The organism is Pseudoalteromonas nigrifaciens (assembly GCF_002221505.1).
In the GTDB taxonomy this organism is placed as follows: domain Bacteria; phylum Pseudomonadota; class Gammaproteobacteria; order Enterobacterales; family Alteromonadaceae; genus Pseudoalteromonas; species Pseudoalteromonas nigrifaciens.
The window spans coordinates 1,005,519-1,027,118 of record NZ_CP011036.1 but is presented as its reverse complement, the minus strand read 5'-3'; the positions used below and the strand labels follow the sequence as shown (position 1 = coordinate 1,027,118).

23 protein-coding genes are annotated in these 21,600 nt (G+C 39.7%); 6 read left to right on the top strand and 17 right to left on the bottom strand.

What is annotated here, in order from left to right; translation table 11 throughout:
- Positions 1-48 precede the first annotated feature (48 nt).
- Positions 49-783 carry a peptidoglycan editing factor PgeF gene (gene pgeF, locus PNIG_RS04885; protein ID WP_089367931.1) on the bottom strand — a complete coding sequence of 245 codons (735 nt, stop codon included), beginning with the start codon at positions 781-783 and terminating at the stop codon, positions 49-51.
- The gene (gene rluD / locus PNIG_RS04880) at positions 783-1,760 is read right to left on the bottom strand and encodes a 23S rRNA pseudouridine(1911/1915/1917) synthase RluD (protein WP_011327623.1); all 978 of its coding nucleotides are present in this window, start codon (positions 1,758-1,760) and stop codon (positions 783-785) included. Before rluD ends, pgeF begins: the two co-directional genes overlap by 1 nt.
- Before the next feature lie 141 nt (positions 1,761-1,901).
- Here rluD and PNIG_RS04875 point away from each other — a divergent pair, with 141 nt between their 5' ends.
- The gene (locus PNIG_RS04875; protein WP_011327622.1) at positions 1,902-2,666 is read left to right on the top strand and encodes an outer membrane protein assembly factor BamD; all 765 of its coding nucleotides are present in this window, start codon (positions 1,902-1,904) and stop codon (positions 2,664-2,666) included.
- A gap of 60 nt (positions 2,667-2,726) precedes the next feature.
- Here the strand turns inward: PNIG_RS04875 and glnB are convergent, their stop codons facing one another.
- A complete protein-coding gene (gene glnB, locus PNIG_RS04870; RefSeq protein WP_011327621.1) occupies positions 2,727-3,065 on the bottom strand; it encodes a nitrogen regulatory protein P-II in 339 nt (112 codons plus the stop codon).
- Between the two features lie 160 nt (positions 3,066-3,225).
- Between glnB and PNIG_RS04865 the strand changes: the two genes are divergently transcribed.
- Together PNIG_RS04865 and PNIG_RS04860 are read left to right on the top strand one after the other, a co-directional pair.
- The gene (locus PNIG_RS04865; protein ID WP_011327620.1) at positions 3,226-3,777 is read left to right on the top strand and encodes a GspH/FimT family pseudopilin; all 552 of its coding nucleotides are present in this window, start codon (positions 3,226-3,228) and stop codon (positions 3,775-3,777) included.
- A gap of 75 nt (positions 3,778-3,852) precedes the next feature.
- Positions 3,853-4,389, top strand: a complete 537-nt coding sequence (locus tag PNIG_RS04860; RefSeq protein WP_089367930.1) for a GspH/FimT family pseudopilin — start codon at positions 3,853-3,855, stop codon at positions 4,387-4,389.
- Between the two features lie 6 nt (positions 4,390-4,395).
- Here PNIG_RS04860 and PNIG_RS04855 read toward each other — a convergent pair whose 3' ends face one another.
- The 13 genes from PNIG_RS04855 to murJ all read right to left on the bottom strand — a co-directional run bounded on the left by PNIG_RS04855 (position 4,396) and on the right by murJ (position 19,392).
- Positions 4,396-4,821: a type IV pilin protein gene (locus PNIG_RS04855; protein ID WP_089367929.1), complete on the bottom strand. Its 426-nt coding sequence runs from the start codon at positions 4,819-4,821 to the stop codon at positions 4,396-4,398.
- A 19-nt stretch (positions 4,822-4,840) separates the two neighbouring features.
- Positions 4,841-8,095 carry a pilus assembly protein gene (locus PNIG_RS04850; RefSeq protein ID WP_089367928.1) on the bottom strand — a complete coding sequence of 1,085 codons (3,255 nt, stop codon included), beginning with the start codon at positions 8,093-8,095 and terminating at the stop codon, positions 4,841-4,843.
- Position 8,096: 1 nt separating this feature from the next.
- A complete protein-coding gene (locus PNIG_RS04845) occupies positions 8,097-8,600 on the bottom strand; it encodes a pilus assembly protein PilX (RefSeq protein WP_089367927.1) in 504 nt (167 codons plus the stop codon).
- Positions 8,588-9,604 carry a PilW family protein gene (locus PNIG_RS04840; protein ID WP_089367926.1) on the bottom strand — a complete coding sequence of 339 codons (1,017 nt, stop codon included), beginning with the start codon at positions 9,602-9,604 and terminating at the stop codon, positions 8,588-8,590. The genes PNIG_RS04845 and PNIG_RS04840 overlap by 13 nt, the downstream gene beginning before the upstream one ends.
- A 1-nt stretch (position 9,605) precedes the next feature.
- Positions 9,606-10,184 (bottom strand): type IV pilus modification protein PilV, encoded by a 579-nt coding sequence (gene pilV, locus PNIG_RS04835; RefSeq protein WP_089367925.1) that lies wholly within the window; start codon positions 10,182-10,184, stop codon positions 9,606-9,608.
- 142 nt (positions 10,185-10,326) lie between these two features.
- Positions 10,327-11,028: a LytR/AlgR family response regulator transcription factor gene (locus tag PNIG_RS04830; protein WP_089367924.1), complete on the bottom strand. Its 702-nt coding sequence runs from the start codon at positions 11,026-11,028 to the stop codon at positions 10,327-10,329.
- Complete coding sequence (locus PNIG_RS04825; protein ID WP_089367923.1) at positions 11,025-12,059, bottom strand: sensor histidine kinase; 1,035 nt, start codon at positions 12,057-12,059, stop codon at positions 11,025-11,027. The genes PNIG_RS04830 and PNIG_RS04825 overlap by 4 nt, the downstream gene beginning before the upstream one ends.
- A gap of 47 nt (positions 12,060-12,106) precedes the next feature.
- Positions 12,107-13,036 carry a 4-hydroxy-3-methylbut-2-enyl diphosphate reductase gene (gene ispH / locus PNIG_RS04820; protein ID WP_089367922.1) on the bottom strand — a complete coding sequence of 310 codons (930 nt, stop codon included), beginning with the start codon at positions 13,034-13,036 and terminating at the stop codon, positions 12,107-12,109.
- On the bottom strand, positions 13,036-13,476 hold the full coding sequence (gene fkpB / locus PNIG_RS04815) for an FKBP-type peptidyl-prolyl cis-trans isomerase (RefSeq protein ID WP_011327610.1): 441 nt from the start codon (positions 13,474-13,476) through the stop codon (positions 13,036-13,038). Before fkpB ends, ispH begins: the two co-directional genes overlap by 1 nt.
- Positions 13,473-13,973: a signal peptidase II gene (lspA, locus tag PNIG_RS04810; protein ID WP_011327609.1), complete on the bottom strand. Its 501-nt coding sequence runs from the start codon at positions 13,971-13,973 to the stop codon at positions 13,473-13,475. Before lspA ends, fkpB begins: the two co-directional genes overlap by 4 nt.
- A 10-nt stretch (positions 13,974-13,983) precedes the next feature.
- Entirely contained in the window at positions 13,984-16,812 is a 2,829-nt protein-coding gene (gene ileS, locus PNIG_RS04805; protein WP_089367921.1) for an isoleucine--tRNA ligase, read from the bottom strand.
- A gap of 29 nt (positions 16,813-16,841) precedes the next feature.
- Entirely contained in the window at positions 16,842-17,768 is a 927-nt protein-coding gene (ribF, locus tag PNIG_RS04800; RefSeq protein ID WP_011327607.1) for a bifunctional riboflavin kinase/FAD synthetase, read from the bottom strand.
- A gap of 85 nt (positions 17,769-17,853) precedes the next feature.
- On the bottom strand, positions 17,854-19,392 hold the full coding sequence (murJ, locus tag PNIG_RS04795) for a murein biosynthesis integral membrane protein MurJ (RefSeq protein ID WP_011327606.1): 1,539 nt from the start codon (positions 19,390-19,392) through the stop codon (positions 17,854-17,856).
- A 295-nt stretch (positions 19,393-19,687) separates the two neighbouring features.
- Between murJ and rpsT the strand changes: the two genes are divergently transcribed.
- Entirely contained in the window at positions 19,688-19,948 is a 261-nt protein-coding gene (gene rpsT, locus PNIG_RS04790; protein ID WP_002958225.1) for a 30S ribosomal protein S20, read from the top strand.
- Between the two features lie 175 nt (positions 19,949-20,123).
- Here the strand turns inward: rpsT and PNIG_RS04785 are convergent, their stop codons facing one another.
- Positions 20,124-20,507: a response regulator gene (locus PNIG_RS04785; protein ID WP_011327605.1), complete on the bottom strand. Its 384-nt coding sequence runs from the start codon at positions 20,505-20,507 to the stop codon at positions 20,124-20,126.
- A 104-nt stretch (positions 20,508-20,611) separates the two neighbouring features.
- Here PNIG_RS04785 and PNIG_RS04780 point away from each other — a divergent pair, with 104 nt between their 5' ends.
- Complete coding sequence (locus tag PNIG_RS04780; RefSeq protein ID WP_041454670.1) at positions 20,612-21,055, top strand: hypothetical protein; 444 nt, start codon at positions 20,612-20,614, stop codon at positions 21,053-21,055.
- Positions 21,056-21,161: 106 nt separating this feature from the next.
- Positions 21,162-21,407 carry a hypothetical protein gene (locus PNIG_RS04775; RefSeq protein ID WP_011327603.1) on the top strand — a complete coding sequence of 82 codons (246 nt, stop codon included), beginning with the start codon at positions 21,162-21,164 and terminating at the stop codon, positions 21,405-21,407.
- Positions 21,408-21,600: the final 193 nt, after the last annotated feature.

Sequence of the window (21,600 nt, the reverse complement as noted above, 5' to 3'; positions counted from 1 at the left end):
GGGGGTTGTTCAAGGTGTTGCAGAAAATATAATCATTATATTGATAAATTAGTTGCGCCAGATCAAACTTGCCATGCGTCCGGTTTGGCCGTCGCGTCGGTACGAAAAAAACTGTTCAGTTTGAGAAACCGTACAGTGCTCACCACCGGTAATATTTATAATCCCTAATTGACGCAATTGAATACGTGCAAGGTGATAAATATCGGCAAGGTACTTTTGGTTTGCACACGCTTTAAACGCTTTGGCAAACAAAGGGTTTTGGGCATTAAACAATGCAAACACCTCGCTACCTACCTCAAATTTATCAGCCCCTATTGCGGGACCTAACCAGGCACTTATTTCACTTTTTTTGGCATTAAAGCAGTTTAGCGTATTTTTAATTACACCTTGCTCTAATCCACGCCAACCAGCATGTATGGCAGCTACTTCTTTTCCATCGTTACTGGCAAGTAAAATGGGCAAGCAATCGGCGGTCATTATTGCCAAAGGCTGAGCAACGAGTTGTGTATATAGTGCATCTCCTTGATGGTGAGCGTTAAATTTAAATTGCCCATCAACAATGAGTACATCGCCACTATGAACTTGATCTATCCATACAGCACTATTTGGCAAATGCTTATCCAACAAAGCACGATTTTTTAATACCTGTTGTTTATTATCACCAACATGCAGCCCTAAATTAAAACTCTTAAACGGCGCTTCTGAAACACCGCCTACACGTGTGGTACTTAATGTACTCACACCTGTTATAGGGACTTGCCATGCTGCTGATAAAAACTGCATTATCTATCTATGTCAGGATTAGCTTTTGTGTCTTCACGCAGTGCCAGTGTCATAGCAACCATGTCATCTGGAATAGGTGCTTGCCATGTCATCATTTCACCCGTAATTGGGTGCGCAATACTTAATTTAACCGCATGTAATGCTTGGCGTTTAAAACTACGCAGCAATTCAAATAACTCAGGCGTTGCCCCTTTAGGTGGACGCGGACGGCCGCCATAAGACTGATCGCCAATAAGCGGATGATTTAAATAAGCCATATGCACACGTATTTGGTGAGTACGACCGGTTTCAAGGCGTAAACGTAAACGTGTATGAGCACGAAACTTTTCAGCAACACGGTAATGCGTAATGGCTGGCTTACCCTGTTCATGTACATCCATATGCGTACGTTGCGTTGCATGGCGGCCAATAGGCTTTTCAACCATGCCACCAGCGGTCATTGTGCCATTGCAAAGCGCTTCGTATTCTCGCGTGAAATTTTCACGTTTTTGCAGTGCGGTTACTAAATGCGTTTGTGCCGGAATAGTTTTAGCTACCACCATAAGACCAGTAGTGTCTTTATCTAATCGGTGCACAATGCCCGCGCGAGGTACATTAATAATTTCTGGGTGGTAATGTAGCAATGCATTTAGCACTGTGCCATCTGGATTACCTGCACCAGGATGAACTACCAAGCCCATAGGTTTATTAATTACCAAAATATCATCATCTTCATAAACAATGTCTAATTTGATATCTTGCGCTATGTATTCACGAGGTGCTTCAATGGTTGTTTCAACATTAAGTACTTCACCACCAAGCAGTTTAGTGCGCGGTGTGTTGAATATTTCGCCATCAACGGTGATTTTATCATCCAAAATCCACGTTTTTATCCTTGATCGTGAATAATCAGGGAACAATTGTGCTAATACTTGGTCTAGACGTTTACCACCTAAATCGGTTGGAACGTCGGCTTGAAGAGAAATTTGCTCTGACATTAGTAATTTTACCCAATTTACCAGTGCAAGCTTTGCTCGACTGGGTTAGAATCGCTTTTAATAAAAGCATAATATAATACGCATAGTTTACTCGGTTTTACCGACTTGGCCTAGCCGTAGACAACGAAGGTAACAAATAAAATGATAAATAAAATAGGGAAACGTGCATTCGCCATTGTTTTTTCAGTTTCAGTGCTTAGTTTAGGTGCTTGTTCGTCGGCTCCTGACCAAGAAGACATTCAACGTGTACCTAATAAATCGGCTCACGCTTTGTATGAAGATGCCAAGCAAACTTTAGATTCTGGTTTATATGCACGCGCAATCGAACTTTTAAGTGCTATTGACTCTCGCTACCCGTTTGGCCCATTTTCTAAACAAGTACAAATGGATTTAGTCTATGCGCATTACCAATCGGGTAATACCGAGCAAGCACTAGCAACAATCGACCGTTTTATTCGCTTAAACCCAAATCATAAAGATTTAGACTACATGTATTACATGCGTGGATTAGTTAACATTAAAGCCGATAAAAACGCATTCCAAGAATATTTTGGTGTTGATAGAGCTGACCGCGATGCTAACCGTACACGTGTGGCCTTTACCGATTTATCAACCTTGGTTAAGCGTTTCCCACAAAGTGACTACGCCCCAGAGGCAAAACGTCGTTTAGTGTGGTTGTTAAACCGTATGGCAAGGTATGAGCTAAAAGTGGCCACTTACTATTATGAACGTGAAGCCTACTTAGCAGCAGCTAACCGCGGTAAGTTTGTAGTAGAACATTACTCGCAAAGCAGCTACTTAAATTCTGCACTTGAAATGATGGAAAAAAGCTACGATAAGTTAGGCTTAAGTGAGCTTAGTGAAGACGCTAAACAAACACGAATTTTTAACAGCAGAAATAAATAATTAAAAAGGCGCTTACTAACTTGAGTAAGCGCCTTTTTAGCGTACTTGTTGTAATAAAGCTTAAATCGCTTCTTCATCTTCCTCAGCGGTACGAATACGCACAACACGCTCAACTTCAGTGACAAATATTTTACCATCACCAATTTTTCCTGTTTGTGCCGTTTTAATTATTACCTCAATTGCACGGTCAACATCATCATCGCCCAGTACAATATCTAATTTAACTTTAGGTAAAAAATCAACCATGTATTCCGCACCACGATACAACTCGGTATGGCCTTTTTGACGCCCAAACCCTTTAACTTCAGTTACTGTCATACCTGTAATGCCTACTTCTGATAGGGCTTCACGCACATCATCAAGCTTAAAAGGTTTAATGATTGCTTCTATTTTTTTCATATTAATTACTTTTTAAAGCTACAGTTGCCTCGATTTTAGACAATCACAAGGCTCATAGCAAACAAAGTGACTGTATTACGCTGATAAAACAATCTGCCATGCTATGATTATGCTAATAAAAATAGCTATACTAAAACAATAAGTAACCTACGGGATCAATATGAAAAAAATACAATACGGATTCACTTTACTCGAGCTGATGGTGACTGTGGCTATTGTAGGTATTATTGCCACCATTGCATTGTGGAACAGTAGCGACATGCTAGAGGAAAACCGCGCCGAGAACTTTTTATTAGAACTAAAACGTAATATTAGTTATGCGCGCGCGCAAGCGGCAAGCACCGATGAAATAGTCGTTGTATGTCCTGCTTCTAGCGCTAATGTTGCAAGCAATCAGCCAACTTTAACTTGTCAAAGTCAATGGGGAGCGACGAGTAGTGTTATTTTATTTGTCGATGCTGATCGTGATGGCAACTACAAAAAAGATAATGATAGCCTATTGCGTGTAATGGAGGCCGTTTCTAGAAATGATAAAGTGGAATATAGCGGTAAAGTTAACAGCCTTCGTTTTAACACCAGTGGCCGCATTACCACAAGCCCTGGGGATTTTATATATTGCCCTAATAGCGATAACGAGAATAATAAAGCATTAACTGTATCTCAATCGGGCACTGCCTTTTACGTTGGAGACACCAACCTTAAGTGCAGTTAAAAACAAGCTCCATATTGTTATTTTTTGATTATTTACTAAACTAAAATAATCACCTCTCCATTTAAGGCTTCAGGGATGAAGTTAATAACATATTCAACTAAGCATAATGGTATAACCTTACTTGAGCTAATGGTAACAATTGCTATTGTGGCTATTATTAGCCAGCTTTCTATGTGGTTTTTTCCTGATTTTTTAGCGCTAAACCGTGCTGATAATCAAGTAAACTTATTACACCGAAATATTAACTATGCTCGCCTTTACGCCATAGAAAACGGTACATACGTTACTTTATGCGCGTTAAAAAACAATGAATGTCAAAAAGGTGATTGGAAGGAGCAAATATCGTTATTTATCGATAACGATAAATCTACTTCTCTTAATAACGATGAGCTAATGCTAAGCACCTTTGAACACACCCATGAGTTTGATAGCTTAGAGTACCCCCGAGAGGCACTTACTTTTAGGCCCGATGGCTCATTAAACGGTTTTCAAAATGGGACTTTTATATATTGCCCTAATAGCGATAAAGCCAATCTCGAAGGATTGGCTTTATCTGTAAGTCAAACTGGCAGAATACGTATTAAATCGACTGATAAATGCCAGGAAAGGTAACTCTAATTATCTTCCCCAACAATAGTCAATATCCTTTCCTTCGTTTGTTTTTGCTCCTTGCGCACCTTTAGTACCTATATCAGTTATAGATAGTGCAGTGCAATCACCATCTCCTTTTACCGGCCCTGCAATAGGTTTTGCTGTGATTGTAAAAGTATTTTTATCAACTACTTTAATCGCTAATTCGAAATGCCCATTCTCTGTTTTACTTTGAATCCCTAAATCACTCGCTAATTCTGTATATTCTCTGTTATCTACAAAGTACTGCTCTTGCTTATTAGCTGCATCTAATAATGCAGCAACTGCCTCTGCACGCGAAGCACGCTTCACATACTCTGTATAATTAGGCAATGCAATTGCTGCAAGTATGCCGACGATAGCAACAGCTATCATCAGCTCAATTAAGGTAAACCCACGTTGTTTTTTATTCATTTAAACACCCTTAATCATCTTAATTAGATTTGATTTCGTCGTTTTCTTCGCGCTTATAAATGTAAGTTTGCTGGGTTTTAAAACCAAAACCGACAGCTTCGCTACTTACCAGCTGTATTTTTCCGTCTACTACTTTTAACCCCGGCCCAATAACATCCACTGGTCTCATTGGGTTTTGAGCATCTTTCCCTTTTATACCCGGGCCAATTAAATAAAACTGGCTTTCCTGCTTAACATCAACGGTCGGGTTATCGTCACATTTACCATCACCATTGCCATCAGAACACGACGGTCCTTCACCAAAGTACAGTTGCGGGGTATCGGGTACGTCATAACTGGTCGAAAATTTCAGCTCGTCGTATACCTTAGTACCATAAAGTAAGTGAAACGCATACAGTGAGCCTCCACCACCACTAAGTGAACACTGGTTTACTGTTGCTGTATCTGAAGCCGGGGTAAACGAGGTAAAATAAGCCACTCCGCCCACAACTGTAGCTGCGGCAAGTGATTTTTCACCGGTTGCTAATTCATATCGCCAACCTTTAACTTTAGCTAAATTAGCCTCTAGTTCAATAAACCCATCTACATCGTCTAATAAATTACCAAATGGGTCGCTATTCATCAGCATTAAATCAGATGCCTTGATTGTTGCTGGTGCCCTTGTTTTAAATGACTTAGTCACTGTATTTTCATCTCGAATCATAAATAACTGATCTTGCTCATTAGTATCAGTCGGTTTAGAGCGATTACCACTACCTATAACTATGGCATCGTAAGGAGTATCTAAGCGCGTGGTAACTACTTCCCCTTTTTCGCCGGTGGTTTGAGTCACTTTACTAAACATAGTGCGCGCAACTAATGGCTTGTAAAAAAAACGCCTATCTTGGGTAGCACTTGTACTACCTAGCTCAGCTAATTTAAAATGGCTGAACTCACTAGTATCACTGCCCGGCATATCAATCCGCCAAATATTACCACCTGTATCTGACGCATAAATTCTATCTATATAGCCGTCATAATCAGAGTCGAGTGTGGTTAAATCGGCTGCAATACTGTGCTTGCCTGTAAAGCCATTTTCACCGGGTGTTAATGCCCAAACTTTTTTACCTGTTTTAGCTTCAACAATATAAATACCGCGGCCAGTCTTATCCTCACTACGAATAGCAGCATCTTTATTTGTATCGTAACCAGCACCAAATACCAGTAGAGGCTTATCGCCAAATGCTTTTATGTAGGCTATTTGTGGTTTAGACCAACTTTGAGCAAGTTCAGTAAAGTCACCTTTCCCGCCTTCAATTGGTTTATCCCAGAGTTTTTTCGGAGCATTTGGTGCTGTAATATCTAGTGCATAGTAGTTTTTACCACCACGGCGCATTCCTGCAAAAGCCCATACTTCATCGCCTTTGCTTGCATCTATAATGCCGTCATTTAATCCTTCACCGTTTAAACTTTTATTACTAAAATAAACACTGATTGCTCCATCCATGCCATAAACTTTAGTTTCAGCCTGGTTTTCACGCAGTGGTTTAATAATCTTGTATAGCGCAGAGGGAATAAACGCCCAACTCTCACTCACTGTATTTCCTGCGTCTTTAAACATATGTAAAAAGCCAGCATTGGTGCCAATAAGCAAACGAACGTCATCATTACCGTAATCAATTGCTACAGGTTTAGAGTGCAGCGGATCGCCAAAAATATCTTGTCGTTGGTCTTGCTTTGAGCCGTCTCTGTCCTCATCATCAACATCAACCCCCATCGCCCATTTTATATCATCACTTGCTAAGCTAAGTGTATTATCTGGAGTCGTATTAAGAATATCACTTACCACTGTAGGGCTAAATTTAACAAGCGCTCCTTGGTTCTCGGTATATAGGTTACGGCTTTGGGTATCTAAAGTAGTTAAATGTAAATTAACCCCACCCTGCGCTACTGCATTACCATCAGCAGGCTGATTACTTGGCAGCCAGAACGTTTTTGCATCTTTGCTAATTAAGCCATTATCATCCAGCGCTCCCTTAGCCTTTGAATCAACTATTTGATCACCCGAAACTTTCAACTTTTTTAAATTACCACGCCAGCGCGCACCGGTTTCGGGATAAAACATCGCAAAGTAAATCGCATCGCGGCTACGGGTTTGATCTACGTTGTTACTCGCTACAGAAGGCGATGAAAAGCTGTCGTTCACTTCTCGAATGCGCGAAATTGTATTTTTAAGTGCATCAGACAACTGCGCAGCAGTATTTGCATGCAAATATTGACCACCGCCATAATCAGCAGTTTCAGTAAGTAAATTTTTACCCGAATTACTCATACCTGTACCAAAGCCAATAGGAAATACACGGCCTATATCAAGTACATTCTTAGTGTTTTTATATAAATCGACTTCCACATCATCAGTACCATGAATTATTTTAGCTAGGGCTGCTAAATAACTATTACTAACAACAGGTGGGTTTTCAGAAAAATAGTCGCGATGAAGATCGTAAATATCATCATTTCTGTTGGAGTCATTACTTGGGTCTCCATCAGTCATTAAGATAATATTAATACTGTTATCACATCTAAGTGGCTCACCGGTAACTGGGATAAAAGGCGATTTATAATACCCAGAAGATTCGGCTGTTTTGTCACGTTCGTTTATATTAGTGCCGTAATATACTTTTTGGCCTGTTATGTATAAATAAGCTTCCCATAATGTTTCAGTCAAAGGCGTTGCACCGTTTGCAGGCAACCCTTCTATTTTATCTAGCAAGAATTTTTTTTCGGTCCCAATTCTTGCTAAAACATAGCCACCGTCACTTCCATTAAAGCGCATTAAGCCAAAATCAATATCATCATTATCATTAACTAATTGTTTAATCGCATTTTGTGCAACGTTTAGCCGACTATCATTACATGTATTGTCATAGTAATTGTTACTGTAACTGTAATCGTACCCATTTGTTGTTGGCCCATTATAAAATCGACCTCGCTTGGTGCCTGAGTTAGCTTTTTTGAAGCAATCTTTTGTATCGCGAGAGCCTGAGCTCTCAAAACATGTACTTTGATAAAACCGAGGGGAACTTGTTGAACCTCCATCCCATTGATAACATTGCTCTCCATCGGTAACATCCCAAGCCATACTTCCAGAAGTATCAAAAATCATCATGACCCGGGGTTTTTCTTTTGTCTCAACATTATAATTTACATAAAGCTCTATATCTTCAGCAATAACCGACATACTTATGGCCAACCCCACCAATGAGGCTAACACTGCATTTAATTTAAACTTCATTTTAAATCCCCTTACCTGTGCTAGCCATTTCTTGGGCTACACCAGTAACTATGGTTAGTTGATGCTTACTTTTTGAACCATATTCTATAGTGGTAGCTACTTGCACCATATTGCAGGATACTCCTGCGGTAAAATTAAATCGGCGTGGGCATTCTAAATTGAGTGCCCCTTTATTTAAGTTAATCATTTTACTTTGCATGTCATTGTGCTTAGCGATTACCATGCCACTCTCATCACCTGATGCAATGCTGGTTACTTCGTCTGGGGTTAAAAAAAACTGATTGCCTGCCCCCTTATTTGCTTCGCCCGAAATCATCCGCTGCACTTCGCCAATCAACTCATTTTCAGCAACTTCACGCTCTTGAGCTGCATTGGTGATTTTAATATCTATAGTGCTACTACTCATTAATGTTACAGCAATGCCAGTTACGGCTATTACCATAATTAATGCTGTTATAAGCACCACGCCTTGTTGCTTATTTGGTAACAACTTTAAATTTTCCATAAGTTCCCTCCAACATTACTTAAGCGAATAGTGGTAGTAAATACCGTACGCCTGTAGTTATCGGTAAATGTTAGCTCTCGTTTATCGCTACCTTCACCCAGTATATATGTTTGATTTTTAATTTTAACTCCAGGATCGGGTTGCAACGCTCTAATCAATAAAAATAGCTGTACTGTTAAAATACCTTTTCGATTTTCCCAATCAGTAGGGTTCATGTCTTTAATGCTGCGGTAAGTATCTACTCGGCTATCATTGGTAGTGTCTAAGCCAAATACAAAACGCATGTTTTCAACACCTTCCATTATCGTTTCAGAGGTCATTTTTCCATTTACTAATCGTTTTCGTCTTAATGCGGGGACTTTTATTTCTTTATTGTTTACTAAATATTTTTCTTCTTTAATATAATAAACATGATGACTATATGGCCAAATAGTTGCATTAATATTTGTTGGGGTATGTTTACCGGTTACAAAACTTGCTTGTTCTTGTTCTGCGATAAAGTAATTTATTTTATCGCTAGTAGTATTAGTACCTGCAACAGCATCATATTGAGGATCACCTTGTAAAAACTTGAGCTGAAGAATATCGGTCTCTTTATTATCAGCAGGAATAATGCCATCGTTTATGCAATTTAGGTTATCTTTACTCCTAGTCGTTTTTGCATAAATAGTACGAAAATTACTACTACTGGTTAAATCTGGAAAACTGCCGTTATTAGTTCCATCAGCACCAACGCAATCTGTAGTGGGTGCTAAAGAGCTAACAGTTGTATTTACAGCTGTGAACGAGTCATCGTAATAAGTTCCCCAAAAACCAACCTGCTCTATATCGCGTTGCATAATATTTATAGCTAAACGTCCTGACTCTTGAAGCTCACCAATTGTCATAGTGTCTTTTGTGGTTACTTTCATACTAATAAAAGTAAACATAACACCGCCGAGGATCAAGCCACCAATAAATAGTGAAATCATTACTTCTATGAGCGTAAAACCTGTTTGTTTCATGCTAGCTCCTCACATAAATATAGCTAGTTAATACCACTAATCGACGTTTATTGTTAGGGTCATCACCACAGGTAACTTTTCCTGTATCTGTGTTTGCTGTAAATTCTTGCCGCCCTTGCCATGATATAATTACCTCAATATTGAATCCTTTCCCGCCAGTGCCATCTTCTGAGGTAGACTTTATACATATGGTGGCATCATCTAAAGAGCCTGTATTATTACGTGCGCTAATAGCGCGCTTCCATTGCACGACATCCAAACCCACTATACCTTCGGAGCCACAGCTACTATTAAAGCAAGCTGATGATTCGGTCTCCGTGCTATCACTTTTTATTGCTTCCTTGCCGTTATAAGAACCATAAAGTTTAATAGACGTAATGGTATCGTTAGCACGGATACGCTGCACAATATCATTACCAAGTGCAACTGCTGCTGCACGCTGCATAGAGTCAAAGCTCGCTTGTTTGGCTTTTGCTTGCAGTGCAACGGCGCCTAACAAACCAAAGCTGAGGATGATAAAGGCAATAAGTACTTCTATTAAAGTAAAGCCTTTGCGTCGCTTAATTGGGTGTAAATGCATAATAAAACCAAATAAATATTATCTTATTATAAGTGTATGCAAATAAAATATAGATTCAAGAACTACTAAGACTAACGGTTGATTTTGTTGATAAACGGTTAATAAACACTGTTTTTGCCAAAATAGCTTTATAGTAAATGAGTTAACACAAGCTAGATTTAACTGTTTTTAGCTCGCGGCGACTAACCGCTAACAGCTCTTGGCAATTTTGTAGTTCAATAGCATGACTACCGCTACTTAATGAGTGCAGAGCAACCACCCTATTTTTATTTACTAACGTATTGCGGTGTACTCTTAAAACATGTGTGGGATAAAGGGTTTCTAATTGTTTTAAACTTTGCTCTATAAGCGCACTGCCCCCTTTAAATACCATTTTTGTATATTTTTCTTCAGCAGCAAAATAATAAATACACTCCATTTCTATACTTTTTAATGTGCCCGCGAGCTGATACGTAATTTTTGTTGTTTGTTGTTTTTGTATATGTACTTTATTTAAGCGCCCAAGTTGTTCAACTACTTTTTGTAATGATTGCGCCGATACAGGCTTTACCACATAACCCGCCGCATTTAATTGCAATGCGTCTAGCGCGTGCTCAGGGTGGGCGGTAATAAATACAATGGCGGGTGGAACTGCAAGTTTGTTAAGCTCACTTGCTACCTCCAAGCCATTAATACCCGGCATATCAACATCTAAAAACACTAAGTCAGGCTGGTTTACTTTACTTAACGCAAGTGCTTCTGTGCCATTGCTCGCTTCATTTTGTACAACTATATTTTGAGCCGCCAATAAACGTACTAAACGCGCTCTAGCTAAGGGTTCATCATCAACAATAATTACATTCATAATTGACTCTCAATATGTTTAGGGATCACTACTTTTACTCTAAATACGCCATTTTTATTAGCAATAGTGAGCTGCGCTTTACCCTTGTAATAAATATTAAGTCGTTGGCGAATATTTTCCAGCGCCATGCCGTTACTTGGCCGAGTATTAGTGGTTGCCACGGCTATTGGGTTAGTGACTATAATAGTTAAATAGCCACTTGTAACATGCAGCTCAACTTTAATGACAGCGCCTGTTTCGCTAGGCTCTACGCCATGGCACACGGCATTTTCAATTAAAGGCTGCAAAGTTAAACAGGGAATATTAAGCGCGGGAAGCTCATTGGGTATTTGCCAATCGAGCTTTAAGCGGTTACCAAAACGCCATGCTTCTAGTGCAACATATTGCTTGCTAAGGGTTATTTCGTCCTCTAATGGCACACTTTGCCCTGAGCGCATTGCCGCTTGCGATAAAGCAGCTAAGGCTAAAATAGCCTGCTCAGCTGCGGTTGCATCATGATGGGTAAGCTCTGCAGCGGTATTTAAACTGTTATATAAAAAGTGTGGGCGAATACGTGCTTGTAATGCATCAAGCTCTGCGCGGGCAAGCGCTTTAGTTTGCTGCTCTTTTTCAAAATAAATTAATAAAAACTGGACGAATAAAGCAGTCAGTAAAGCCACTATAATACAATTACGAAGTATGAAATAAATTAGGCTATTTGTATCATCTATATCAAAAGCAAAATGAGAAAATAAAATACTAAAAATGCATGTAGATAATAAAAAAAAGACAAAAAACAAACTTAACTGAAAAGTTTGAGTACGTTTTTGTAAAAAAAATCTACAGAAGTATAAAGAAGAGGTACTGACTAACACTATTAAGTGTAAAAATAAGCTTATTATTCCAAGGCGAAGCCAAATATCACCTTCTACATTGGGTGCAAAAGCCAGAACAATAGCAACAACTTGCGATACAACTAACGAGGCAAGTACGCCTCGCTCATTAAAAAGAGCCGAAAAAAGCAACCCATCCACTTGTGGCGATTTGCTCATAACGGCTCCCTTTTAAGCTAATTAATTAAATATATATTTAATTTAGATTAGCGCAGCTCAATAGGAACAGCAAATACAATGTTCTCTTCTTCGCCAGGATTTTCAGTAACTTGATTGCCACCTAGTTCTTTTAAGCGGGTTATAACCTGTTGCACTAACACTTCAGGTGCTGATGCTCCTGCGGTTACCCCAACTGCATTAACACCAGTGAACCATGACTCTTGCAAGTTTGTGGCATCGTCAATTAAATAAGCTTTAGTGCCCATTTTATCGGCAAGTTCACGCAAACGATTTGAGTTAGAGCTGTTTTTAGCGCCAACCACTAACAATACGTCTACTTTGTCGGCTAAGTCGCGAACGGCGTCTTGACGATTTTGCGTCGCATAACAAATATCATCTTTGCGCGGCCCATCAATAGCAGGGAACTTAGCGCGCAGCGCATCAATTACATCAGCAGTATCATCTACCGAGAGCGTTGTTTGACTGCAGTAAAATAAGTTGTCAGCATTTTTTACATTCAACTTAGCTACGTCTTCTACAGTTTCTACCAGGTAAATACCGCCGTCGTCATTGCCATACTGCCCCATGGTGCCCTCAACTTCTGGGTGTCCTTGGTGGCCAATTAAAATACACTCTATGCCTTTGCGGCTCGCACGGGTTACTTCCATATGTACTTTAGTAACCAGTGGGCAGGTCGCATCAAATATTTTTAAGTCACGACGCTTTGCTTCGGTGCGTACCGCTTGCGATACGCCATGCGCACTAAATATAACTATGCTGTCGTCAGGTATCTGATCAAGCTCTTCGACAAATACCGCACCGCGGCTTTTTAAGCCGTCAACCACATAGCGGTTATGCACCACTTCGTGGCGTACGTAAATTGGCTTTTCAAAAATATCTAAAGCGCGCTCAACAATACTAATAGCGCGATCAACCCCTGCGCAAAAGCCTCGTGGGTTGGCTAGTAATATTTCCATTAACCTTGCACCTCAATAATATCTACTTCAAAGGTTAAACGCTGACCCGCTAACGGATGATTAAAATCAATCGTTACCGACTCGCCTTGCACTTCGCGTACTAAACCCGGAAGCTCGGTACCATCAGGCTGAGTAAACGCTATTATAGCGCCTACTTTAGCTGGGGTTTCTGGGCCAAATTTACTGCGATCAACATAGTAAATGTTATCTGGATTTGGCTGACCAAATGCATCTTCTGGTTCTAGCTCAAAGGTTTTGCTCTCACCTGCGTTTAAGCCTAATAAGCACTTTTCAAAGTTAGCTGTTAAGCTACCATCGCCCATAGTTAACTTAGCAGGCTTGTTATGCACTTTGGTTGAGTCGGCAGCAGAGCCATCTTCTAACTTAATAGAAAAATGAAAAATAACCTGTGAGTTTTCACCAATTACAGCTTGGCTCATGCTTTATGCTCCTTCGGACTTTCGCCTGTAAAGGCGTCAAATAATAATAATGCTGCACCAATACAAATAGCGCAATCTGCAACATTAAATACCGGAAAATGTGAGTTTTTATAAAATACGTGTATAAAGTCAATTACATAACCGTATGCAATACGGTCGTATAAGTTACCAATTGCACCGGCAAGTACCAATGAATAGGCAGCGCATAATACTTTATTAGTTGCTGGCAGGCGTTTTAACCACCACACCAGCAATCCACTAATAGCAATTGCAATAGCACTTAAAAACCAACGTTGCCAACCACCTGCATCACTTAAAAAACTATAAGCTGCACCGTAGTTATGTACATAAGTAATACTAAAAACAGGCAGTAAATTAATCGACTCTTGATAAGCCATACTACTTACAACAAGTGTTTTACTAGCAAAGTCTACTACTAACAGCAGTAGACTTAACCATAGCCACACTAAACCACTTTTTTGGGCTAGTTTGCTCACTAATTAACTCCTAAGCGAATTGACGTTGCTCGCCTTCACCGTCAACATTGCTTACACAGCGTCCACAAATTTCAGGGTGAGCAGGCTCAACACCTACATCAGCGCTATAATGCCAACAACGCTCACACTTTTGTGCGTCGGTTGCAGCAACACTAATATAAAGACCATCAATTTCGGTAGTTTGTGTATCTGCTGGCTGGCTATCAACTTCGGTTACGTTTACTGCAGATGTTAAAAATACAAAACGCAGCTCGTCGCCAAGTGCTAATAATTTAGCTGCGAGCGCTTTGCCTGTATATAAATTAACAGTTGCTTGGAGCGTTGCACCAATTACTTCTTCTTTACGTGCAGCTTCTAATAGGCGGTTTACTTCATCGCGCACTGTTAGAATTTCTAACCAATCATCGTTACTAAATTGGCTGTTAGTAGGAGCTTGTAAGCCTTCGTACCAGGTTGATGTAAATACGTAGTCACTACGCTCACCCGGTAATGCTTCCCAAATTTCTTGAGCAGTAAAGCTCATAATTGGTGCCATCCAACGCGTCATTGCTTCAGCAATATGGTACAGCGCTGTTTGACAAGAACGACGTGCGTGGCTGTCACTCTTAGCTGTGTATTGGCGGTCTTTAATTACGTCTAAATAGAACGAGCCAAGCTCACCGGTACAAAAGTTCATTAGCTTTTGCGTTACTAACAGCATTTGGTAGCTATCGTAGGCAGCTAAAATTTCTGTTTGTAATTGTGCTGCACGGCCAACAATCCACTTATCAAGCTCAACCATATCATTAACAGCTACTTGATCTGTTTTTGGATCAAAACCATTTAGGTTAGCTAATAAGTAACGACTAGTGTTACGAATTCGGCGGTAACGATCTGCTGAGCGGTTAAATATTTCATCCGACACCGTCATTTCTGCGGTGTAATCGGTAGAGGCAACCCACAAGCGTAAAATATCGGCGCCTAGTTTATTCATCACATTTTGTGGTGAAATAACATTACCTAACGACTTAGACATTTTACGACCGTTTTCATCAACGGTAAAACCATGAGTAAGTACTTGGCGGTATGGTGCATGGCCGTTAATAGCGACCGATGTCATCATAGACGACATAAACCAACCACGATGCTGATCAGAACCTTCAAGGTATAAATCGGCAGGACCAGTTAAGTCTTCACGCGCATCAACAACACACGCATGCGATACGCCCGAGTCAAACCATACATCGAGAGTGTCTTGCACTTTCATGTATTGCTTAGCATCTTCTTCACCTAACAGTGTCGCTGGGTCTAAATCGTACCATGCTTGAATACCTGACTTTTCAACCAATTGTGCTGCTTGTTCAATTAACTCTTGCGTATTTGGATGAATAGCACCGGTGTCTTTATCAGCAAACAATGCAATTGGTACACCCCAAGTACGTTGGCGTGATATACACCAATCTGGACGGCCCTCAACCATGTTTGCAATGCGGCTTTCGCCCCACTCTGGTAACCACTGCGTGTTTTTAATTTCGTTTAATGAATCTTGACGCAAATTAGCCTGATCCATACTAATAAACCACTGCGGTGTAGCACGGAAAATAATTGGCGTTTTATGACGCCAGCAATGTGGGTAACTATGCGTAATAGCATGGTGATGCATTAATGCGCCATGCTCTTTAAGCACTTCAACAATGCTCGCATTTGCTTTAAACACATGCTGACCGGCAAATAACTCAGTGTCTGGTAAGTACACACCATTTGCGCCAACCGGGTTAGCCACTTCTAGTTTGTATTCAAGTCCAGCCACGAAATCTTCTTGACCATGCCCTGGAGCCGTATGTACAACACCCGTACCTGAGTCGGTCGTAACATGTTCAGCTACAATTACAGGAACACTAAAGTCATAAAAAGGGTGTGCTACTTGTAAATTTTCAAGCGCCGCACCTTTAACATAACCTAATACATGAAAGTTATTAAAACCAAAACGGTCCATTGCATCTTTAACGAGCTCAGAGCCTAATATTAAGCGTTGCTGCTTACCTTCATCTTCAACTTGTACTAGTGCATATTCTAATTCTGCATGTACTGCTACTGCTCGGTTAGCAGGCAGCGTCCACGGGGTGGTAGTCCAAATAACAGTACCAACTTTACCTGTACCTTTATGACCATCGGCTAAATCAAACGCACTTACTACTGCGTCTTGGTCGTTAAAAATAAAGCGTACGTCAATTGCTGGTGATTGCTTATCTTGGTATTCAACTTCGGCTTCGGCTAAAGCAGAACCACAATCTGTACACCAATGCACAGGCTTAGCACCTTTATGTAAATGGCCTTTTTCAATAATACGACCAAGTACACGAATAGCATTCGCTTCAAAATCAAAGTTCATGGTTAAGTAAGGCTTGTCCCAATCGGCAAATACACCTAAACGTTTAAAGTCGACCTTTTGACCTTCAACTTGCTTTTTAGCGTATGCACGGCACTTTTCGCGAAACTCGCTCGCGGTTACTTTAACGCCTGGCTTGCCAACTTTTTTCTCAACCATTAATTCTATTGGTAAACCATGACAATCCCAACCAGGTACTAATGGCGAGTCAAAGTCAGATAAGGTTTTAGACTTAACAATAATATCTTTTAATATTTTATTTACTGAATGGCCTAAATGGATATCGCCGTTTGCATACGGAGGTCCATCATGCAAAATAAAGGTTTTTTTACCTTTTTTAGCACTGCGAATTTGACCATATAGGTCGTCTTCATACCATGCTTTTAGCATTTTTGGTTCACGTTGTGCCAAATTGCCACGCATTGGAAACGGTGTTTCCGGTAAGTTCAAAGTATGTTTATAGTCGCTCATTAATCCTACATTCCGTATCTATCGGCTACCTAATTTAAACCAAAACACTGTTTAGCGGCGGCAACGTCAGTTGCTATTTGCGCCGTTAATTGTGTTAATGTCTCGAATTTTTTCTCATCGCGGAGTTTTTTAATCAACTCCACATGCATAAATTGTCCATAAATGTCTTGTGCAAAATCAAAAAGATGAACTTCTAATAAGGCACGAGTTCCATTAAAAGTGGGCTTATTGCCTATATTGGCAACCCCATAAACTTGTTTCCCTGCTATGGTTGCTTGCACAGCAAACACCCCATTTACCGGGCAAACTTGACGTTTAAGCGCTATATTTGCGGTTCTAAAACCCAGCTCTCGGCCACGTTTCCAACCATGTATAACACGCCCCGAAATGGCATAGTTGTGACCAAGCATTACCTTTGCAGTGCTTAAATCACCAGCGGCAAGCGCTTCACGAATTAAAGTACTGCTTACTCTAGCATTTAATTGGCGAAAACTCGCGGTGCTTTTAACATCCATGCTCGCTTGTTTGCCCATACTTACTAGTAAGTCAAAATTACCTTGTCGCTGCTTGCCAAATCTAAAATCATCACCAACCGTTAATGCTTTAACGCCTAGCTTTTTAATTAAAATATCACTAACAAATTGCTCTGCATGCATATTTGCAAATTGCTGATTAAAGCTAATACAAATAACTCGTTCAATACCTAACTCGCTGAGCAGTAGCAGTTTATCTCGTAAGCGAGTTAAACGCGCTGGCGCATTACTTTTAGCAAAAAACTCTTGTGGTTGAGGCTCAAACAACATTACCGTACTAGGTAAATTATTTGCTTTAGCATCAATAAGTAAGCCTTTTAATACTTCAGCATGACCTAAGTGAACACCATCAAAATTACCAATAGTAAGCACACAACCAAAATGTTGTGAGCGAATATTGTGTATACCTCTAATTAACTCCATGCCACCCAATGCCTTTTTAAGCGAGTTATTAATTCACAACTCAAAATTGAATGAAGTTGCAGAGTTGCCGATTATAATCTTTTTTTTAGTTCGATTCAGTAATTGCTACACTTTTTATCGTATTTAGTCGCACACCCATCAAAAATAACAGCGTAAAGTAACTTAACCCTGCAATTGCTAGCAACACTAGGAGTAAAATAACCTGTTCGCTAAAGTGCCAAGTCGTCCAACTATACTGCTCGCTGGTAAACCAAACCAGTAACCCCATAACAATACTTGCAACAAAGCATTTAAGGGTAAAATATAAGCTCATTGACGAAAACTGGTACACATTTTCTTTTTTAAGCTGCCTGTAAAGCAAAAATGCATTACAACTTGCCGACATTGAAGTGGCTAAGGCCAATCCTAAATAGCCAATAAAAGGCGCAAGCATTATATTAAACACCATATTAAGTACCAAGGTAATAATACCAATGCGCACTGGGGTTTTAGTATCTTGGCGGGCGTAAAATCCAGGGGCTAATACCTTTATTAGCATAAAGCTGACTAAACCAACCGAATAAGCCATTACCCCTAAGCTCACCGCTTTAACATGATCAATCCCCGCTTCTTTAAATGCACCATGATCAAACAACACAGTAATAATAAGTGGGCTAATAATCATTAACCCTATCATAGCAGGCAGGCCCAAAAATATTACAAAACGCACCCCCCAATCTAAGGTATGCTGAAAATCGCTGCTTTTTTTACTACTGTGTAATTTTGACAGTGCCGGTAAAATAACCGTTGCTATACCAATACCAAATAATCCCAGCGGAAACTCTATTAAACGGTCTGAGTAATACAACCAAGCAATTGAGCCGGTCATGAGTAATGAAGCAATAACGGTATCGAGCAATAAGTTTATTTGGCTAATAGATACTCCAAACAAAGCAGGCAGCATTAATTTACGTACTTTTTTTACATTTTCGTCTTGCCAAGCCCAGCGCGGGCGCGCCAACATTTTTGCCCGATATAAAAAAGGCAACTGAAACAGTAATTGCACCACACCACCAATAAATACACCGATAGCTAATGCATATGCACCTACCGAAAATTGGTCATGTAAAAAAATAGCACACAAAATAATAGATATATTTAATAACACTGGGGTAAACGCAGCCACAGCAAAGCGGTTATATACATTCATAACCGCCCCACTTAGCGCCACAAGGCTTACAAAAAACAAATACGGAAATGTCAGCTTTAATAATGCACTGGCAAGTTCAAACTTTTCGCCATCAGGGCCACCTTGCCACCAATCTATAAACCAACCTGTGCCAAATAGTGCAGCAATAACCGGAGACGCAACCACACCTACAATTGTCACTATTAATAAAATAGTGCCTAAGGTTCCTGCTGCTTGCGCAACAAAAAGTTTAACCTTGTCGTCGCCTTGCTGCTCTTTTATTTCGCTTAATACAGGTACAAATGCTTGAGCAAACGCACCTTCTGCAAATAAACGACGTAAAAAGTTAGGAATTCGATTAGCAAACAAAAAAACATCGGCCGCAGCACCGGCTCCCAGGAGGTTTGCAACAACCGCATCGCGAACTAACCCTAAAATACGCGATATCATTGTCATACAACTAACAATCATACCGGAGCGAAATAAACCTTTTGACACCGCAAACCCACACTAAAAATCATTAAGATAAGTAATTATGCCATAGTCTTTTTTATAAATCGCTTTAAAGCACTAGGCTGAATCCTCATGCTTTGTTACAATGTCGATATTAACTGCTAGAGCGGCAAATTGATGTTCGTTATAAGGAGCAGTTTTTCTTGGATTGTCAAAATTAAATTGACATTCATGATAAAAACAGGCATATTCCACGGCCTTTAATTTAAGCTTTATTTAAGATTGTTAGGAGCAAACCTTGGCTAACATCAAGTCTGCAAAAAAACGCGCTATTACAAGCGAAAAAAACCGTCAGCACAACGCAAGTCGTCGTTCAATGATGCGTACTTACTTCAAAAAAGTAATCGTAGCTATTGAAGCTGGTGATAAAGAAGCTGCACAGCAAGCTTTTTCTGTTGCTACACCTATCCTAGACCGTTACGCAACTAAGGGTCTAATTCACAAAAACAAAGCTGCTCGTCATAAGAGCCGCATAGCTGCTAAAATTAAAGCACTATAATTTGTTTTTGCAAGAATATAAAAACCGGCCTTGGCCGGTTTTTTTTTTGCTTTATATTTAATATTTACAGCGTTAAACAGATATATAGCTAATTCATACAGCAAAATCATCACACATTCTTATTTAGGGCAGTTGCGCTTAAATAAGCGCTTTTAATAAAATGGCGCGTAAGTTATTAAACCCCTTCTAGCTCGGGATAAAACTTTTTCAGCATAGCTGCTATTTTTTTAGGAGAGAAAGGCTTTACCACAAAACCTTTAGCCCCTTTATCAATTGCATCTTTTACATTTTCAACCCCTGAGTGCGCCGACACCATAACCACGTTTGTTTCTGGGTTCAGTTGATTAATTTGCTCAATTAACTCTTTACCATCGCCATCAGGTAACTCTATATCTAAAAAAATCATGTTATAATTTGCAGCACGACACTCATTAATACATTGTGCGGCAGTTGATGCTTCTTTTACGTTTTCTATGCCTAAATGCATCAATGTTTGGCTTAAAAAGCTGCGCACAGTACTAACGTCATCAACGATTAAAATTGCAAGCTGCGTGTTCATATTTGATCCTTATAGGCTAAAAGCAATGTTTGCAAATGCTATCATTTGCTTTAAATACAGTTATTTATTATAGAGAACTACACCAAAAAGGCCAGATTTGCTTTATGTCTACAAATACAAAAAAACAATCATTACTAGGTAAAGCACCTAGAAGTACAAAAACAACAAAAAACAAGCAAAACCGCAGTACGGCTACAAAGCCTAATAATATTAAACAAAGTGCTAATACAAGCGCTAACAATAAAGCAGCGCAAAAGTCTAAAAGCAGCTTGCTGACCACGCTTGGACTATTACTATTTATAATAATTATAATCCCTAAGCCTACACTGCTTAGTTATCATAAATTAGGTATGGTGAGTAATAGCATTTATTGGCCTGGGGTATTTGGTTACGGCGCAACGCTCCTCGATTCAAACTTACAGCCACAGCTAGACAGTAAGCGTAAGGCACTTTATTTATGTACTGATACGGTTAACTCAAAAAGCTGTCAAAAATATAAAGTAATTGCCGATAATGGAATTATTGCGGCAATAAAAGCTTACTTTTAGCATTAAAAAAACTAATCTGAAAATTTAAAATTACTTGGTTGAAAGGTGTGCAAAAGATCAACATAATGGCGCTCCTTTTTTCAACAAATGAACTATTGAAACTACCATGCTGAACGAGCTAGATTGGCTTTTAAACACGATATTACTTGCACTAGGTTTAGGTGCATTCTTTATTAACCAACTCACATTACTGCGTATTGCCGCGGTTAGTGCCTGTGGTTTGCTATTTTTATCATTTAGCTTAGATCTTATGTCGTCGAGTATTGTTTCGAATATGAGTTTGGTGTTAATCAATACATTTTATTTGTTTAAAGTTTATACTTTTGGGCAATTTACTGTAACCCAAAATTAAGCACTTCTCCTTAGAATATTTTATAGCCCAGCTTAGCTGGGCTTTTTTTTGCCTAATATTTAACAACCAAGCTGATTGCAGCTACTGCTAACTCATTACGATAGTTAACTGCAACTGAATTAACGCCGTATAGTTACTACTTTACAACTAAAAAAGAGCCTAGTTGGCTCTTTTGCTGCTTAGCATCTCTATA

Coding starts and splice junctions, on each gene's coding strand:
- pgeF (WP_089367931.1), bottom strand. CDS start 783: ATGCAGTTTTTATCAGCAGCATGGCAAGTCCCTATAACAGGTGTGAGT.
- rluD (WP_011327623.1), bottom strand. CDS start 1,760: ATGTCAGAGCAAATTTCTCTTCAAGCCGACGTTCCAACCGATTTAGGT.
- PNIG_RS04875 (WP_011327622.1), top strand. CDS start 1,902: ATGATAAATAAAATAGGGAAACGTGCATTCGCCATTGTTTTTTCAGTT.
- glnB (WP_011327621.1), bottom strand. CDS start 3,065: ATGAAAAAAATAGAAGCAATCATTAAACCTTTTAAGCTTGATGATGTG.
- PNIG_RS04865 (WP_011327620.1), top strand. CDS start 3,226: ATGAAAAAAATACAATACGGATTCACTTTACTCGAGCTGATGGTGACT.
- PNIG_RS04860 (WP_089367930.1), top strand. CDS start 3,853: ATGAAGTTAATAACATATTCAACTAAGCATAATGGTATAACCTTACTT.
- PNIG_RS04855 (WP_089367929.1), bottom strand. CDS start 4,821: ATGAATAAAAAACAACGTGGGTTTACCTTAATTGAGCTGATGATAGCT.
- PNIG_RS04850 (WP_089367928.1), bottom strand. CDS start 8,095: ATGAAGTTTAAATTAAATGCAGTGTTAGCCTCATTGGTGGGGTTGGCC.
- PNIG_RS04845 (WP_089367927.1), bottom strand. CDS start 8,600: ATGGAAAATTTAAAGTTGTTACCAAATAAGCAACAAGGCGTGGTGCTT.
- PNIG_RS04840 (WP_089367926.1), bottom strand. CDS start 9,604: ATGAAACAAACAGGTTTTACGCTCATAGAAGTAATGATTTCACTATTT.
- pilV (WP_089367925.1), bottom strand. CDS start 10,184: ATGCATTTACACCCAATTAAGCGACGCAAAGGCTTTACTTTAATAGAA.
- PNIG_RS04830 (WP_089367924.1), bottom strand. CDS start 11,028: ATGAATGTAATTATTGTTGATGATGAACCCTTAGCTAGAGCGCGTTTA.
- PNIG_RS04825 (WP_089367923.1), bottom strand. CDS start 12,059: ATGAGCAAATCGCCACAAGTGGATGGGTTGCTTTTTTCGGCTCTTTTT.
- ispH (WP_089367922.1), bottom strand. CDS start 13,036: ATGGAAATATTACTAGCCAACCCACGAGGCTTTTGCGCAGGGGTTGAT.
- fkpB (WP_011327610.1), bottom strand. CDS start 13,476: ATGAGCCAAGCTGTAATTGGTGAAAACTCACAGGTTATTTTTCATTTT.
- ileS (WP_089367921.1), bottom strand. CDS start 16,812: ATGAGCGACTATAAACATACTTTGAACTTACCGGAAACACCGTTTCCA.
- ribF (WP_011327607.1), bottom strand. CDS start 17,768: ATGGAGTTAATTAGAGGTATACACAATATTCGCTCACAACATTTTGGT.
- murJ (WP_011327606.1), bottom strand. CDS start 19,392: ATGACAATGATATCGCGTATTTTAGGGTTAGTTCGCGATGCGGTTGTT.
- PNIG_RS04785 (WP_011327605.1), bottom strand. CDS start 20,507: ATGAACACGCAGCTTGCAATTTTAATCGTTGATGACGTTAGTACTGTG.
- PNIG_RS04780 (WP_041454670.1), top strand. CDS start 20,612: ATGTCTACAAATACAAAAAAACAATCATTACTAGGTAAAGCACCTAGA.
- PNIG_RS04775 (WP_011327603.1), top strand. CDS start 21,162: ATGCTGAACGAGCTAGATTGGCTTTTAAACACGATATTACTTGCACTA.